The sequence below is a fragment of the Streptomyces sp. NRRL F-5123 genome (genome assembly GCF_000721495.1).
Taxonomy (GTDB): Bacteria; Actinomycetota; Actinomycetes; order Streptomycetales; family Streptomycetaceae; genus Actinacidiphila.
Map to the genome: position 1 here is coordinate 30,793 of NZ_JOHY01000052.1, position 13,121 is coordinate 43,913.

Consider the following 13,121-nt stretch of genomic DNA (forward strand, 5'->3'; position numbering starts at 1 on the left):
CGCTCTGAGATTGCCCGCCCAGGTTCCGGTTGCGTGCCCTCCACGCGGACCGTCCGTCTCACCGGCCCCCTCGGCGCTGCCGCCCTGCGCCGGGCCGCCGCACCGCCGACCGTCGTCGTGGACGACGACGTCCGGGCGCGCACCGGGCGCGGCAGACGCCTCTTGCGCGCCCTCCGGGACGGCGACGGCGGCGACGCAGGGCCCCGGATCTACGGAACCGCCACCGGCTTCGGCGCCCTCGCCGGACACGCCGGCCGGGCGTCAGCTCGACCTGCTGGTGGACCCGTCCGCAACGGGGGCCTCCCGTCGAACCTGACCGCCCGCTGGACGCGGACGTCCGCACCGCCGCCGGCTGACGGTCACCTTCGGCCTGCCGTCGCCCGGTGCGCCGGAGCGTGGGTGAGCGGGGGGGCGCAGCCCGGCAGGCGGATGGTGAACCGCGCACCGTGCCCCGGCCGGCTGGAGGCGGTGACCGTGCCGCCGTGGTGAGTGACGACCTCGCGCAGCAGTGCGAGCCCCAGCCCGTACCGGCCGTCGTCGCCGCCACGGTGGAAGCGCTCGAACAGCCGCTCCGCCTCGGCGGAGGAGAAACCGCGTCCGGTGTCGGCGACCGTCAGCGCGACCATGCCGTCGGCGCGGCTGAGCGTCATCTCGATCCGGCCGCCCGCCGGTGTGTGCCGGACGGCGTTGGAGAGCAGTTCGCCGACGGCCCGGCGCAGCGCCGACTCGACGCCGTTCACCGGCAGGGGGTGGGGTGGGGCCTCCACCTGGAGGGTGAGGCGGCCGTCGAGCGTCTCCGACTCCTCCGCGGCCACCGACCGGGCCAGGGCCGCCAGGTCGAGCGGCCGGTGTTCCGACTGCCGCGCCGGGCCGGCCATCAGGCTGGCGGACAACAGCAGGTCGTCGAGTACCTCACCGAGCCGGCCGAGCGATCCGGTCAGCCGGTCCAGGCCCTCGCGGTGCCCGGCGGGCAGCTTCTGCGCGGCGGCCTGACGCGAGAGCACCTGCACCCGCGTGTACGCCTGGGTGATCGGGGTGCGCAGTTCATGACTGGCGTCCGTGACGAAGCGTCGCTGCCGCGCGAGCGCCTCGGCCAGCGGCGTCACGGACACCCGCCCGAGGAGAGCCCCGACGCCCGCCGAGGCGAGCAGCCCCATCACCTCGGAGACGCCGAGCGCCGACCACAGGTGGGTACGGTCGGCCAGCTGGTAGCGCATGTCGAACACCGCCTGGACGACCGGCCCGTCCGCCCGCGCCTGCGTGCGGACCAGGTAGACCGTGCCGTCGCGACGAAGCGTGCGCTCCACGGCGCGGTGGGTCCGGCGCACCTGGTCGACGTCCCCGCTCAGCGGGAAGCCGGCCGGCGCGTTGGCGAGTGGCGACACGCCGTCGGCGAACAGCCAGGTGCACACCGGCGGCTTCGACAGGTCGCCGACTGCCGCGCCGAAGCGCAGTTCCCGCCACACCTGCTCGTTCTGCGCGCGCGTCGTCACGGTGTCGCAGACCCATCCGACGGCCGTGATCAGCAAGGTGACGACCGCCGCGGTGATCAGGGCGATCCGCAGCCGCGCCCGGCGCACCGCCGTCCGTTCGGGCGGTACCGCTCCCGTCCTCACATGGTCCCCAGGCAGTAGCCCAGCCCGCGCACGGTGCGGACGACGTGCCGTCCCAGTTTGCGGCGCAGGTAGTAGACGTACGTGTCGACGATGGACGACGCGGGCGCCTCCTGGAACACCCTCCTGCGCAGCTCCGCTCGCGAGTGCACGATGCCCGGGTGCGCGGCCAGCACCCACAGCAGCGAGAACTCCCGCGCCGCCAGGGCGATCCGCTCGCCGTCCGCCAGCTCGACTTCGCGGTCGCCCACGTGCAGCCAACCCGAGCCGATCCTCAGGACGTCGCCGGAACCACCCGCACGTCGGCACAACGCCCGTAATCGTGCGCTGAGTTCGTCGAGCACGAAGGGTTTGACCAGGTAGTCGTCCGCTCCCGCGTCCAGTCCGTCCACCCGGTCGCGCACGGTCCCCATCGCGGTCAGCACGAGCGCCGGGGCGCGGACCGCCCGTGATCGCAGCCTGCCGAGCAGGTCGAGGCCGTCGAGTACCGGCAGGCGCCGGTCAATGACGAGCACGTCGTACTGCCGGGAGAGCCCGAGGTGCAGACCGCGCTGGCCGTCGTTCGCCAGGTCGACCGCGTATCCCTCGTCCCCCAGCACGTCGAGAAGCATGGCCCCGAGCTCGCGGTCGTCCTCGACCAGCAGCAGCCGTGGGGCATCCGGTGCTTGTCCGTGTCCCATTACTCACTTCCCGTCACTCGCGTCCTCCCACCAACGTCCTTGGAGGAGATCTGAGTTCCGGGAAGGCGGCGCCGCCCTCGCCCGGGGAGGGCGGCGAGGAAGCGATCACGGCTGCCGGCCGTGGAGCGCTTCGGCGCCGGGGCGGGGAACAGCGGGGTCACGGGCGGGCCGCGGGTGGGCGAACGGTCGGCGGAGCGGGGGTGCCGGGCGACACCCCGTGCGGTCCGTGGGAGCAGTGGTCCGGTGGCCAGGGCGCGGACTCCCGGGAGGAGGAGCGGGAGCCGGGCGCACAACCGGTGGCCCGGGCGCGGGCCGTGGTCAGTCCGGCTGCCGCACCGCACGGCCGGCCGCGGCGACCAGGTCGTCGGTGGCCGTGATCGCACGTTCCCGCACAGCGGCAAGGGCATCGAGATCGGCGGCGCCGCGCATGTCGAAAGCGGCCTGGGCGGCGGCACGGGCAACCGGAGCAAGAGCCGGCTCCAGGACGGACACCGCTACCAGCGGAGCGGTCACAGCCGAACGGGTCGCATGGCTCTCGGCCCGGGCGCCCTCGTACTCGGCTGCCGGGGCTCCGGTCAGGCGCAGGTGCTCGCGCCGCCACATCGCACGCCGGTGATCGCCTGTCACCTCCACCAGCGCGCCGAGCGCGGCACGCAGGTCATCGGCACGGCGGTCGGCACGGGCCGCCTTCCGCTCCGCGCGGGCGCTGCGGGACTGGAGCAGTCCGGTCAGCAGACCGCCGAGCAGCGTACCGGCCACCGCAACGACCGCGTCCTCCACCGACTCCCACCCCCGTTGCCTGCGCCCGCGAAACGCCGAGCCTCCACCCTACCGATCCGCGCGGCCGTGCGGCCGCGGGGCCAGGGCCGCCACGGCCTCGGCGGTGTGGACCAGGAAGGTAGGCGTCCGGCGGCGCCCGCCGGTCTCCTTCACCGGGCGACGCGTGGCCCGGTCTCCTCCTCGTGCGGACCAGGAGGTGGCGGCGCCCGGGCAGGCGCCGCTCCCCGGAACCGCGGACAGGCAGCCGCGGGAGTTGGCAGGCCCGTTGTCAGTGGCTGCGGGTAGCGTTCGGTCCGTGACCGGGGAGATCGCGTACGTGCGCGGGGACGCGACAACGCCGCTGGGAAAGGGCCCGAAGGTGATCGCGCATGTCTGCAACGACCTGGGGGGCTGGGGGAAGGGCTTCGTGCTGGCGGTCTCCAGGCGCTGGGCCGAGCCCGAGGCGGCCTACCGGCGGTGGCACCGGGGGCGGGCGCGCAACGACTTCGGGCTGGGGGCCGTGCAGATCGTCCAGGTCGAACGGCTGCTGTGGGTGGCGAACATGATCGGCCAGCACGGTATGCGCACCGGCAGCAAGGGCGCGCCCGTGCGCTACGAGGCGATCGGCACCGCCCTCGGCGTCCTGGCCGAGCGGGCGCGGGAGCTCGGGGCCTCCGTGCACATGCCCCGCATAGGCTGCGGGCTGGCGGGCGGTACGTGGGCGCGCGTGGAGCCGCTGGTCGCGGCGCGGCTCGCCGGTGCGGGCGTGGCCGTCACCGTGTACGACCACGACTGACGGCCGGGCAGTCAGCCGTCCTCGTCCGACGGCGGCATACCCGACGCCCGGGCGATGCCGTCGACCTCCTCCTCGTCGAGGCGGCGCTGGTGCTGCCGGGCGTCGATGCGGTCGCGCAGCGCCCGCAGGCGCTCGGGGTCGGCGGCGACCTCGGGCGGCACGAGGGACATCGCGCCCTTGACGTGCTCGCCGTCGCCGAGCTGGGCGACGACGTGGTCGGCGCGGTCCTCGTGGCCGGGCTGCATGGCGCCGAGCAGGCCCATGAGGTTCAGCATTTCCTGCTGCACCTCAGGGGTGAACAGGTCGCGCTCCTCCTCGGTCGTGAAGTGCAGCCGGGCGGTGCCGCCGCCGTGCCCGGCCCACAGCCGGATGACCTCCATGAGCAGGTCGAACTGGGCCTGGGGCATCCGGGCGCGGAGCGTCTCGACGTACAGGTGGTAGCGCAGCCGCACCATCTGCTGCGGGTCCTCGCCGCCGTCGGCCATGCCGGCTTCCCCCTCCGGGTGGTCAGACCCGCCAGGAGCGGATCCGGTCGGCCGTGTCGTACCCGTCGGCACGGCCGGCGTCGATGTCTCGGGCAAGGTCGATCATCGCGCCGCGCGGCGGGGCGACGGCCTCGCCCGCGGCGTTCATGTAGGCCACCGCGACGGCGGCACCGTACAGGGCGTTGCGGGCCGGCAGCGGGCGGAGCCTGACGACGGTGTGCAGGAGGGCGGCGGCGCGCCAGGCGCTGTCGACGGCGGCGCCGACCGCCGGTACGCCCACGCGGTGCCGGGCGACGGCCGCGGCCAGGCCCGAGAAGTCGTGGACCTCGGGCTGCTTGGGCAGGACCTCCGCCTGGCGTTCGAGCAGCCAGCGGACGTCGATGTGCAGCTCCACCTCACGCCGCCCGCGAGGCGTCCGCGGCAGCGGGGGCGTCGCCGGGAAAGGCCGCGTCGAAGTCGGCGGCGTTCTCCGCGACGAACCGGCGGAAGGCGTCGGCCGCGCCGTCGAGTCGGGGGTCGCGGACGGCGTTGTGCGCGGCCTCGGTGATGAGTGCGGTCACCGTGGTTCCCTGCGACTCGGCCCGCTGCTTCAGCTGGGCGTGGAGCTCCTCGGAGACCCGGATCGTCACCTGCTTCGACATGTTTCGACCGTACAGCAGGACGTACAGCAGGGGTGCGGGTACGGCATTTTCGGGCGCCTTGGGGCTCGCGCGTCCGGTCGATGCCCGGGTCCGGGCCAAGGCCCGGTGCGGGGCGGCGGGTTGGGTCAGGGGCCGGACGGCGGCGGTGCGCCGGGGCCGAGGGCGCGGCGGAACTCGCCCGGGGACAGGCCGGTCTCGCGGCGGAAGAGGCGGCAGAAGTAGGCGGGGTCGGCGAAGCCGACGGATGCGGAGACCTGGGTGATCGTCAGACCGGTCGCGGCGATGAGGCGTTTGGCCTCCAGGATCCGGCGGTCGCGGATCAGCCGGCCGGGGGCCGGCCCGTGGTGCGTTTGACGGCGGTGTGCAGGTGACCCGGCGAGACGCCGGGCTCGCGGGCGTACTCGGCCACCGAGCGCAGCGGGCCGCCGGGCCGGGGCGTCAGGTCGCGGAAGCGGTCGGCCAGCTCCGCGGTCGGGCCGGCGGGCCGGGGAGGCGGGCCGGCCGCAGCAGCAGGATGTGCGGGTAGGACGACAGGATGCTCACCCGGCCGTGCGCCGCGCCGCGGTACTCGCGGTCGAGTTCGGCCAGCAGCGCCCGCAGCGCGGCGTACTCGTCGGGGGCGGGCCGCAGCGGGCGGGCGCTCAGGGAGCGGACGACGGCCGCGTCCCCGGGGTGCGGGAGGAGGAAGTCCTCGGTGAACAGCAGCACCCGGCCCGCCAGGGCCTCGGCGTCCTGCCAGTGGTGGACCTGGCCGGGGGCGAGCGCGTACAGGTACGGCGAAGCGAGGTCGTACGGCGTCAGGTCGACGACGTGCGCGCCGCGTCCGCCGGTGACCGGGCCGATCTCGTAGAAGCTGTGGCGGTGCGGGAAGGCGGCGGTGGCCGGCGGGCCGATCGGGTCGAAGGTGCCGGTCACGAAGGGCAGCACCGCGGGGTCGGCGACCTCCAGCGCGTGCACCTCCAGCGATTCGCCCGCGCTGCCGCCCGTCGGCCGCTGGTGCTGTGACATGGTGCACTGTGATCGGAAGGCGGCTCGTGGGACGAGCGCACGCGAAACGGCTGGTATTACTGGGGCATGCAGGAAGAGACCGCACGCTCCGCGATCGACACGTTCATCTCCGCGTTCAACGCCTCGAACGACAGCTATGTGACTGCCCTGCTCTCCCAGGCCCTGACCTCAGACGTGGTCTTCTGGGGACCGTTGGGCCGCAGCGAAGGAATCGCGGCGGTCGAGCGGTTCGTGCTGGACATCCGGCGCCACCCGGCGGGGACCGGCACGATGGTGCGCTGCTCAGCGGTGGACATGCCTGACGAATGGGCCCGGTACCAGTGGGTCTTCACCACGCCTGATGGAGGCCTCCGCCTGGCGGGAACAGACGTCGTCCATCTGCGACGGAGCCTCATCGACCAGGTCATCGTCTTCGCGGGGGAGATCGAGCCGTCCGCCTCCTGAGTCATCCTTTGGTCGCTGTTCTTCTCCTGAACTTGCCCCTTCGGCGTTCGGGAGCTGCGGTTCGCGGTTGGTCAGGCCGCGGGGTTGAGGGGGCGTCCGCTCCAGCGGATGCCCTTTTCGCTGCGGATGCGGGCGCGTTCCTTGCGTTGGGCGGCGAGTACGTCGGGGTGGCGGGCGTTGGTGTTGCGCCGGCGCAGGTAGCGGTGCAGTGCCTGGGTTTGCGCGGGGTGGCTGCGGTGGTGGGAGTTGGCCAGGGTGAACTGCCGAAGCGGGCCGAAGTGGGCCTCGATCGGGTTGGCCCAGGAAGCGTAGGTCGGGGTGAAGCACAGCTCGGCCTTGTTCTTCTTCGCCCAGCGGCGGATGCCCGCGCCGGTGTAGGCGGAGAGGTTGTCCAGGATGATGTAGATCGGAGCGCCGTCGGGTCGGGCGGCGCGGATCGACTTGAGCGCGGCCAGGGTGTTGGCGGTGCCCTTGCGGCGGCGGTTGACGCCCCACAGGCGGTCGTCGCCCACGGAGTAGCAGCCGTGGAAGTAGGTGACGCCGTGGGTGCGGCGGTAGGTCGCCGGCAGCCGGTTGGGCTTGCCCTCCTTCGCCCAGCAGGAGCCTGCAGTGGGCCGGATCCCCAGGGGCCCGAACTCGTCGAAGGCCAAGACCCGGTCCGGGAAGCGTTCCGCGGCGGCCCGGTCCAGTACCGCGACCACGCATGCCCTCCCCAGCCGCTCGGCCTGCGGGCGGGCCCAGGACAGGACGCGGCGCGGGCAGCCGCCGAGGGCTAACGTCCCAGGTCCGGCGAGCCCGCCGCCGGGCCCTCACCGGGGGCGGAGCCGTGCCCCTCCGCACCGGCGGCTTCGGGACCTCAGCGGCCGCGGGCCTGCGCGCACCGGGTGCAGAGGGCGGCGGCGGGGAGGATGGCGAGGCGCTCGGGCGGGATCGGCTCGCCGCAGCCCTCGCAGCGGCCGTACGCGCCCTGGCCGAGGCGTTCCAGCGCGTCGTCCAGGGCGGCCAGCCGCTGCCGGGCCTGGTCCAGCAGGGCGGCGGTGTGAGCGCGCTCGAACGCGGTGCTCGACCCCTCGGGGTCGTGCTCGTCGTCGACCGCCGCGAGCGCGTTCGCGGCAACGATCGCGTCGATGTCCCGGCCGAGCGCGGCGATCTGGGCGGCCGCGTCCTCCCGCGCCTCGTCCAGCCGCTCGCGTACGGCGGCGGTGTCGACGCCGGGCGCCGCTTCCCCGTGCGAATCGCTCATTCCGGTACGAACACCGCCGTCGCCACCGGCATTCCTCGGGCCCGTCAGCGTGCCCCCGCCCCGGCGGCGGCACGCGCGTAGAAGGCGGCGAGCGCGCCCGGGTCCTGGACGTACACGTCGATCCTGCGGACGGTGCCGGACTCGACCCGGTGGATCTCGACCATGGTCAGCGGGAACACCTCACCGGTGGTGCGGGCGGTGAGCGTGCCCGTGAGCCGCCCGACGACCCCGGTGGGGCCGGTGAAGACCTCGACGGCGGTGAGGGCGACACCGGCGTGGCCCGTCATCACGCCCAGCACGCCCTGGACGAACGCCTCACGCCCGCGGTGCACGCCGCCGTACGGGAGCGGGGCGGGCTCGTCGACGACCACGTCGGGGTGGAGCCTGGCCAGGACGCCGGGCACGTCGCCCTTGCCGAGGGCGTCGTAGAGGCCGCGTACGACGTGCGCGGGGTTCTCGGTCACGGTCCGGTGCGGGTCGTTCATGGCGGTGTCCCTTTCGCTGTCGGTCCTCCCCGGCCGTCCGGGGCGCTCACCATGCAACTGCGCACGGGCGCGGCGAGGGAGTCCGCGCCGTGAGGGGTAACGGCAGGGACCCCCTCGCGGCGGGCGGGCTGCCTACGCTGTCCTCATGGACAACCGGGACGCCGTCAGCGCCTTCCTGCGTTCGCGGCGGGACAAGGTCACCCCTGAGCAGGCGGGGCTGCCGGTGTACGGGCGGCGGCGGGTGGCCGGGCTGCGCAGGGGCGAGGTCGCGGCGCTCGCGGGAGTGAGCGTCGAGTACTACACGCGGCTGGAACGCGGCAATCTGCACGGAGTCTCCGACAGCGTGCTGGAGGCGCTCGTACAGGCCCTGCGGCTTGACGGCACCGAGCGGATGTACCTGTACGACCTCGCGCGCGCCGCCGGGCCGGCGCCGCGGTCGGCCGGGGCGCGGCGGGGCGGGGCGCGGCCCGCTGTACGGGCGAGCGTGGCGCGGATCGTCGAGGGCATGCCGGGGCTTCCGGCGTACGTCATGAACAACCGGCTCGACGTGCTGGCCGCCAACGCGCTGGGCCGCGCCCTGTATGCGCAGCTGTACGCCGACCCGGGCTGCGGCGGGAACGTCGCCCGGTTCGCCTTCCTGAGCGCGGGGGCCCGGGAGTTCTACCCCGAATGGGAGCGTATGGCGCGCTTCGCGGTGGGCGCGCTCCGCGTCGAGGCGGGCAAGAACCCGTACGACCGGGAGCTGTCGAACCTCATCGGTGAGCTGTCCACCCGCTCCGACGCCTTCCGGGTGATGTGGGGGTCGCACGACGTGCACGTCTTCCGCGACAGCACGAAGCGGCTGCGGCATCCGCTCGTCGGGGAGCTGGAGCTGGACCAGGAGACGATGAGCCTGCCGGACGGCTCGGGCCTGAGCGTGGTCGTCTACAGCGCGCCGCCCGGCACCGCCGCCGAGGACGCGCTGCGACGGCTCGCGGAACAGCCGCCGCAGTCCCCGGGCGCCGGGCCGTCCTCCCCCTCCTGACCGGTCGGACGCTCGCGGCCCGGCCGCGGCGGCGGCTTCCGGGCGCGGGCGACGGGGTGTCAGGCCGGGTGGGGCTCCGGCAGGGTGGAGGAACGGCCGGTGCCGCGGGCCAGGACGGGCGCCCGGCGCCACGCGGCGGGGTCCGGCGAACGGGGCGGGGGGCCCGCGCACACCACGTACTCGTGCGGCGCGACCGCGGTGCGCAGGCCGGGGAGGGCTGCCGTGCAGGCCGCGTGGAGGGCTGCGGGGTCGGGCGGGGTACGGGCGCCCTGCAGGTAGGCGACGAGGCGGGGCCCCTCGGCGGACGGCTCGGCGAGGACGGCGGCGTGCTCGGCGGCCGAGGTCCGGCGCACCAGGTCGGTGACGGTCGGGAGGTGGGCCCAGCCCGCGTCGGACAGGAACCAGCCGTCGCCGCGCGGGTCGGGGGCCAGCCCGGTGCGCTCGCCGATCGCGGCCACCGCGACGTCGCCACCGAGCGAGGCGCACAGCACGCGCTCCACCGCGCGCAGCCACTCGACGGCTTCCGCTGCGGGCAGCAGGGCCGTGTCCAGGATCGTGGTGAGAGTGACCCTGCGCGGCCTGCTGTCGGCGAAGACGAAGTAGGTGCTGGTGCTGTTGTCGGTGCCGTCGAGCCAGCGCCAGCGGGTCCGGGCCGCGGCCCGGTCCAGCTCGGCGGCGGTGGGGCGGCCGGTCGCGGGCGCGGTGTGCTCGGCGGAGGTGCGGTAGTTGAGCCAGCACGACAGGTCGAAGGCGACACCGCGGCGCAGTTCGGCGGCGCGGCGCGCGGCTGCCAGGTCGGCGGGCGGGTAGGCGCCGAAGCGGGCGGCCTGGAAGACCGCCGGGGTCGCTCGGCCGATGACGTCGGCGACCGTGGCGTCCGTGAGGTCGACGGCGACCGGGACGTCCTGGGTGAACATGCCGACCGCGCCGTGCAGCCGCGCCCGGGCCCGGTTGCCGACGGTCAACTGGAGAAAGGCGCGGGGCAGTCCGGCGACGAAGCCGGAGACCGCGGCCAGGCCGGCGAACAGCACGGTGGCCGGGCTGGAGTTGTGCCGGGCGGCGAGCGCGGGCAGGGCCAGCGCGAGTGCGGGCGAGTGGAATTCGAGGTAGCGGTAGCGGGGCGGCTCCGCCTCGGCCAGGGCCCGCGGCAGCATGGTCTGCGGCATCGCGGCGAAGGTGCGCTCGTGATGGGCGACCGCCCGCACGCCGCCGCGTACGCCCGCGGCCGTGCGCTCCCGCTCGGCCTCGCCGAGCATCCGGTACGGCGTCGCGGGCACGGGGGCGCGGGCCGGCTGCGGCGGGAGCAGGGCGCGCAGGTGGTGGCGCATCCACTCGGCGCCCTCGTGGTCCACCGCGAGGTGGCACAGCGCGAGGAGGAGGTGGCGGGGGGCGCCGTCGACGACGACGATCGCGGCGCGGACGGGCCACTCGGCGCCGATGTCGAAGGGTCGGGCGGCGGCTTCGGCCAGGACCTGGGTGGCGAGGGTCTCGCCGGCCTCGGCGGGGCAGTCGTGGACGGCCACGCGCAGCCGTACGGCGGCGGAGACCCGCTGGACCGGGCCGTCCGGGGTGACGGCGTAGCGGGTGCGCAGGGTGTCGTAGGTGCGGACGAGGTCGGCGAGGGCGTCGAGAACCTCGTCCTCGGTGAGGCCGGGACGCAGCTTCGCGGCGAAGCGCAGGTTGAGCGGGTCGGTCTGCGGGTGCAGCTCCTCGAAGAGCGTGAGCATGTGCTGCTGGGCCCAGGTCAGGGGGCCCTCCGCGGGCCCCGGGGCGGGGAGGGCGTGGACGTCGATCGTGCGGTGGCGGGGCCGGATTCCGGGCACACCTGCGTCGGCCGTCATGTGCTGCCGCCTTCCTGTCGTACCGGGCCGAGCCGGGGACGCACCCGGTGCGCCGCACGCCGGGCGGGAGCGCTCCCGGGACAGGGCGGCTCCCCCGCGGCGGGCGGGTACGGGTACGGGGTGTGCACGCGGGGCGGCCGGCGGCTCGGCACGCTCGCGGTGGTGCATCACATCATTGGTCTAGACCAATATCCTCGGACGCGCGTCAGTCTGCCAGTTGCCCGTCGAGGCGTCAACGTTCCGCCGTAGGGGCAGGTGAGGCAGGCCGGGAGCGGTGCGCAGAGGCACGGTCGGGCGCGGGTGCCGGCGCGGGGTACGGACGGCCCGGCCGGAAACCGTACGGCGGTTGGCTCTTGACCGGCGGGATGTACGGCTGCTGATATAGCGGCCGAACATCGGGAGCGCTCCCACCCCGCTCGTCCGTTCGCCGGTTGGCAGCCGCGCCCGGTTGCCGCCGGTGGCCGGTGCCGGCGCGGTGCCCTCGGGAGGGTGCCGGACGCGGGAGTGCCGCGGGAGGTGGAGGACGCGGGAGTGCCGCGCGCCGACCGGCGCCGGAGCAGGCAGCGGGGGCGGCCTCTCCGGCGCCCAGCGCCGCTCACATGTCCCCGAGCCGTTGCCGTACCGCCCCAGCCGTAGCCCGTACCGTCCGGAGCCGCCGACCGACGCACGCCGTAGGTGGCCCCGCACCGCATGCCGTCCCAGCCCCGCACCGCCCGAAGTACCTGCCGTACCGGGCGCCGCCCGTAACCGCCCCCCTGACCCCGGAGAGAAGACGAGTGAAGACCGGACCGCTTACGTACGGCCAGCAGCGGCTGTGGTTCCTGAACGCCTTCGACCCGGACGACCCCTCGCACAACCTCGCCTACGCCCACCGGCTGCGCGGTGCGCTGGACGTGCCCGCGCTGGAGGCGGCCTTCACCGCCGTGGTCGCCCGGCACGACGCCCTGCGGACCCGTTTCACCGACGCGGGCGGCGAGCCGAGGGCCATCGTGGAGGACCCGGCACCCGTCGTTGCCGAGCGGGTCGACGCCGCGTCCGCCGACGAGGCCCGGCGGATCGTCGCCGAGCGGACGAACAGGCGCTTCGACCTCGCCGCGGAGCCGCCCTTCCACGTGACGGTGGTGCGGCTGGCCGCGGACGACCACGTCCTGTGCGTGACGCTGCACCACATCAACGGCGACGGCTGGTCCCTCAACGTCGTCCAGGAGGAGGTCGCGGCTCTGTACGCGGGCCGGGCGCTGCAGCCGCTGCCGGTCCAGTACAGCGAGCTGGCCGCGGCGGACGAGCCACCCGGCGACCCCGGGTGGTGGGTCGAGCGGCTGGCCGGGGCGCCGGACCTCGAGCTGCCGACCGACCGGCCGCGCCCCGCCGAGCGCACGTCCGCGGGCGGCCAGACCGAGATCGCGCTCCCCGCCGCGCTGGTCGGCGCCGTGCACGAGCTGGCGCGGCGCGTGCGCTGCACGCCGTACATGGTGCTGCTGGCGGCGTACGAGGTGCTGCTCGCGCGGCACAGCGGGCAGACCGACTTCTGCGTGGGGACCCCGGCGGCCGGGCGGGGGCGGCCGGAACTGGAGCCGGTCGTCGGCCTGTTGTCGACGACGATGGTGCTGCGGTGCGACGTGGGCGGTGACCCGGCCTTCAGCGAGCTGCTGCGGGCCACGCGCCGCACCGTGCTGTCGGCGCTCTCCCACCCGGGCGTACCGTTCGAGCAGCTGGTGGGCGCGCTCGGCGTCGAGCGGGATCTGAGCCGGACGCCGATCTTCCAGGCGATGTTCGCGCTGCACACGTACGGGGACGTCGCCGATCCGCTGCCCGGGCTGCAGGCCGGGCCCTTCCCGCTGGGCTGGCACCCGGCCCGCTGCGACCTGTCGCTCGACCTGCGCGAGCAGCCTGACGGCTCGCTGCTGGCCTATCTGATCCACAGCGCCGACCTCTTCGACGACGCGACCGCGAAGCGGATGGGCGAGCGCTACCGGCAGCTGCTGGTGTCGATCGTTGCCGACCCCGAACTGCCGGTGAGCGGGCTGGAGTTGCTGCCGGTGGCGGAGCGGGAGCTGCTGGCGTCGTGGGACGGTCCGGTGGTGGAGCTGCCGCCGGTGACG

General features: G+C 75.0%; 15 protein-coding genes and 1 pseudogene. 4 read left to right on the plus strand and 12 right to left on the minus strand.

What is annotated here, in order from left to right:
* Positions 1–359: 359 nt before the first annotated feature.
* From IH54_RS0130555 to IH54_RS0130565, 3 genes are all read right to left on the minus strand, one after another.
* Positions 360–1,616 carry a sensor histidine kinase gene (locus tag IH54_RS0130555; RefSeq protein WP_234344047.1) on the minus strand — a complete coding sequence of 419 codons (1,257 nt, stop codon included), beginning with the start codon at positions 1,614–1,616 and terminating at the stop codon, positions 360–362.
* The gene (locus IH54_RS0130560; protein WP_031523073.1) at positions 1,613–2,293 is read right to left on the minus strand and encodes a response regulator transcription factor; all 681 of its coding nucleotides are present in this window, start codon (positions 2,291–2,293) and stop codon (positions 1,613–1,615) included. Before IH54_RS0130560 ends, IH54_RS0130555 begins: the two co-directional genes overlap by 4 nt.
* Positions 2,294–2,611: 318 nt before the next feature.
* On the minus strand, positions 2,612–3,073 hold the full coding sequence (locus IH54_RS0130565; protein ID WP_031523076.1) for a hypothetical protein: 462 nt from the start codon (positions 3,071–3,073) through the stop codon (positions 2,612–2,614).
* Between the two features lie 295 nt (positions 3,074–3,368).
* On the opposite strand from IH54_RS0130565, the gene IH54_RS0130575 reads away from it, so the two are divergent.
* Positions 3,369–3,848, plus strand: coding sequence for a macro domain-containing protein (locus tag IH54_RS0130575; RefSeq protein WP_031523078.1), 480 nt, complete (start codon positions 3,369–3,371; stop codon positions 3,846–3,848).
* An 11-nt stretch (positions 3,849–3,859) separates the two neighbouring features.
* On the opposite strand, the gene IH54_RS0130580 is transcribed toward IH54_RS0130575, so the two are convergent.
* From IH54_RS0130580 to IH54_RS47235, 5 genes are all read right to left on the minus strand, one after another.
* Positions 3,860–4,333 (minus strand): hypothetical protein, encoded by a 474-nt coding sequence (locus IH54_RS0130580; protein WP_234344049.1) that lies wholly within the window; start codon positions 4,331–4,333, stop codon positions 3,860–3,862.
* 22 nt (positions 4,334–4,355) lie between these two features.
* Positions 4,356–4,727, minus strand: coding sequence for a hypothetical protein (locus tag IH54_RS0130585; protein WP_031523081.1), 372 nt, complete (start codon positions 4,725–4,727; stop codon positions 4,356–4,358).
* A gap of 1 nt (position 4,728) precedes the next feature.
* The gene (locus IH54_RS0130590; protein WP_052398052.1) at positions 4,729–4,974 is read right to left on the minus strand and encodes a toxin-antitoxin system HicB family antitoxin; all 246 of its coding nucleotides are present in this window, start codon (positions 4,972–4,974) and stop codon (positions 4,729–4,731) included.
* Positions 4,975–5,099: 125 nt separating this feature from the next.
* Positions 5,100–5,297 (minus strand): helix-turn-helix transcriptional regulator, encoded by a 198-nt coding sequence (locus IH54_RS47230; protein WP_324607832.1) that lies wholly within the window; start codon positions 5,295–5,297, stop codon positions 5,100–5,102.
* A 115-nt stretch (positions 5,298–5,412) separates the two neighbouring features.
* On the minus strand, positions 5,413–5,982 hold the full coding sequence (locus IH54_RS47235) for an AraC family ligand binding domain-containing protein (RefSeq protein ID WP_234344051.1): 570 nt from the start codon (positions 5,980–5,982) through the stop codon (positions 5,413–5,415).
* Between the two features lie 66 nt (positions 5,983–6,048).
* On the opposite strand from IH54_RS47235, the gene IH54_RS44870 reads away from it, so the two are divergent.
* Positions 6,049–6,426 (plus strand): hypothetical protein, encoded by a 378-nt coding sequence (locus IH54_RS44870; RefSeq protein ID WP_031523085.1) that lies wholly within the window; start codon positions 6,049–6,051, stop codon positions 6,424–6,426.
* 71 nt (positions 6,427–6,497) lie between these two features.
* Here IH54_RS44870 and IH54_RS44875 read toward each other — a convergent pair.
* From IH54_RS44875 to IH54_RS0130615, 3 genes and pseudogenes are all read right to left on the minus strand, one after another.
* Positions 6,498–7,106: pseudogene (locus IH54_RS44875) on the minus strand (transposase); the annotation flags it as partial.
* 176 nt (positions 7,107–7,282) lie between these two features.
* The gene (locus IH54_RS0130610) at positions 7,283–7,669 is read right to left on the minus strand and encodes a TraR/DksA family transcriptional regulator (protein ID WP_031523089.1); all 387 of its coding nucleotides are present in this window, start codon (positions 7,667–7,669) and stop codon (positions 7,283–7,285) included.
* A gap of 44 nt (positions 7,670–7,713) precedes the next feature.
* A complete protein-coding gene (locus IH54_RS0130615) occupies positions 7,714–8,154 on the minus strand; it encodes a nuclear transport factor 2 family protein (protein WP_031523091.1) in 441 nt (146 codons plus the stop codon).
* Between the two features lie 145 nt (positions 8,155–8,299).
* On the opposite strand from IH54_RS0130615, the gene IH54_RS0130620 reads away from it, so the two are divergent.
* Complete coding sequence (locus IH54_RS0130620) at positions 8,300–9,178, plus strand: helix-turn-helix transcriptional regulator (protein ID WP_052398053.1); 879 nt, start codon at positions 8,300–8,302, stop codon at positions 9,176–9,178.
* A 59-nt stretch (positions 9,179–9,237) separates the two neighbouring features.
* Here the strand turns inward: IH54_RS0130620 and IH54_RS42055 are convergent, their stop codons facing one another.
* On the minus strand, positions 9,238–11,019 hold the full coding sequence (locus IH54_RS42055) for a condensation domain-containing protein (RefSeq protein ID WP_031523095.1): 1,782 nt from the start codon (positions 11,017–11,019) through the stop codon (positions 9,238–9,240).
* Between the two features lie 776 nt (positions 11,020–11,795).
* Here IH54_RS42055 and IH54_RS0130630 point away from each other — a divergent pair.
* Positions 11,796–13,121: condensation domain-containing protein (locus IH54_RS0130630; RefSeq protein WP_031523097.1), on the plus strand; the 1,326-nt coding region annotated here is incomplete at its 3' end.

Bases quoted from the DNA above. Each gene is read 5' to 3' on its own strand.
- IH54_RS0130560 (WP_031523073.1), bottom strand. From the start codon at position 2,293: ATGGGACACGGACAAGCACCGGATGCCCCACGGCTGCTGCTGGTCGAG.
- IH54_RS0130580 (WP_234344049.1), bottom strand. From the start codon at position 4,333: ATGGCCGACGGCGGCGAGGACCCGCAGCAGATGGTGCGGCTGCGCTAC.
- IH54_RS0130590 (WP_052398052.1), bottom strand. From the start codon at position 4,974: ATGTCGAAGCAGGTGACGATCCGGGTCTCCGAGGAGCTCCACGCCCAG.
- IH54_RS47235 (WP_234344051.1), bottom strand. From the start codon at position 5,982: ATGTCACAGCACCAGCGGCCGACGGGCGGCAGCGCGGGCGAATCGCTG.
- IH54_RS44870 (WP_031523085.1), top strand. From the start codon at position 6,049: ATGCAGGAAGAGACCGCACGCTCCGCGATCGACACGTTCATCTCCGCG.
- IH54_RS0130610 (WP_031523089.1), bottom strand. From the start codon at position 7,669: ATGAGCGATTCGCACGGGGAAGCGGCGCCCGGCGTCGACACCGCCGCC.
- IH54_RS0130615 (WP_031523091.1), bottom strand. From the start codon at position 8,154: ATGAACGACCCGCACCGGACCGTGACCGAGAACCCCGCGCACGTCGTA.
- IH54_RS0130620 (WP_052398053.1), top strand. From the start codon at position 8,300: ATGGACAACCGGGACGCCGTCAGCGCCTTCCTGCGTTCGCGGCGGGAC.
- IH54_RS42055 (WP_031523095.1), bottom strand. From the start codon at position 11,019: ATGACGGCCGACGCAGGTGTGCCCGGAATCCGGCCCCGCCACCGCACG.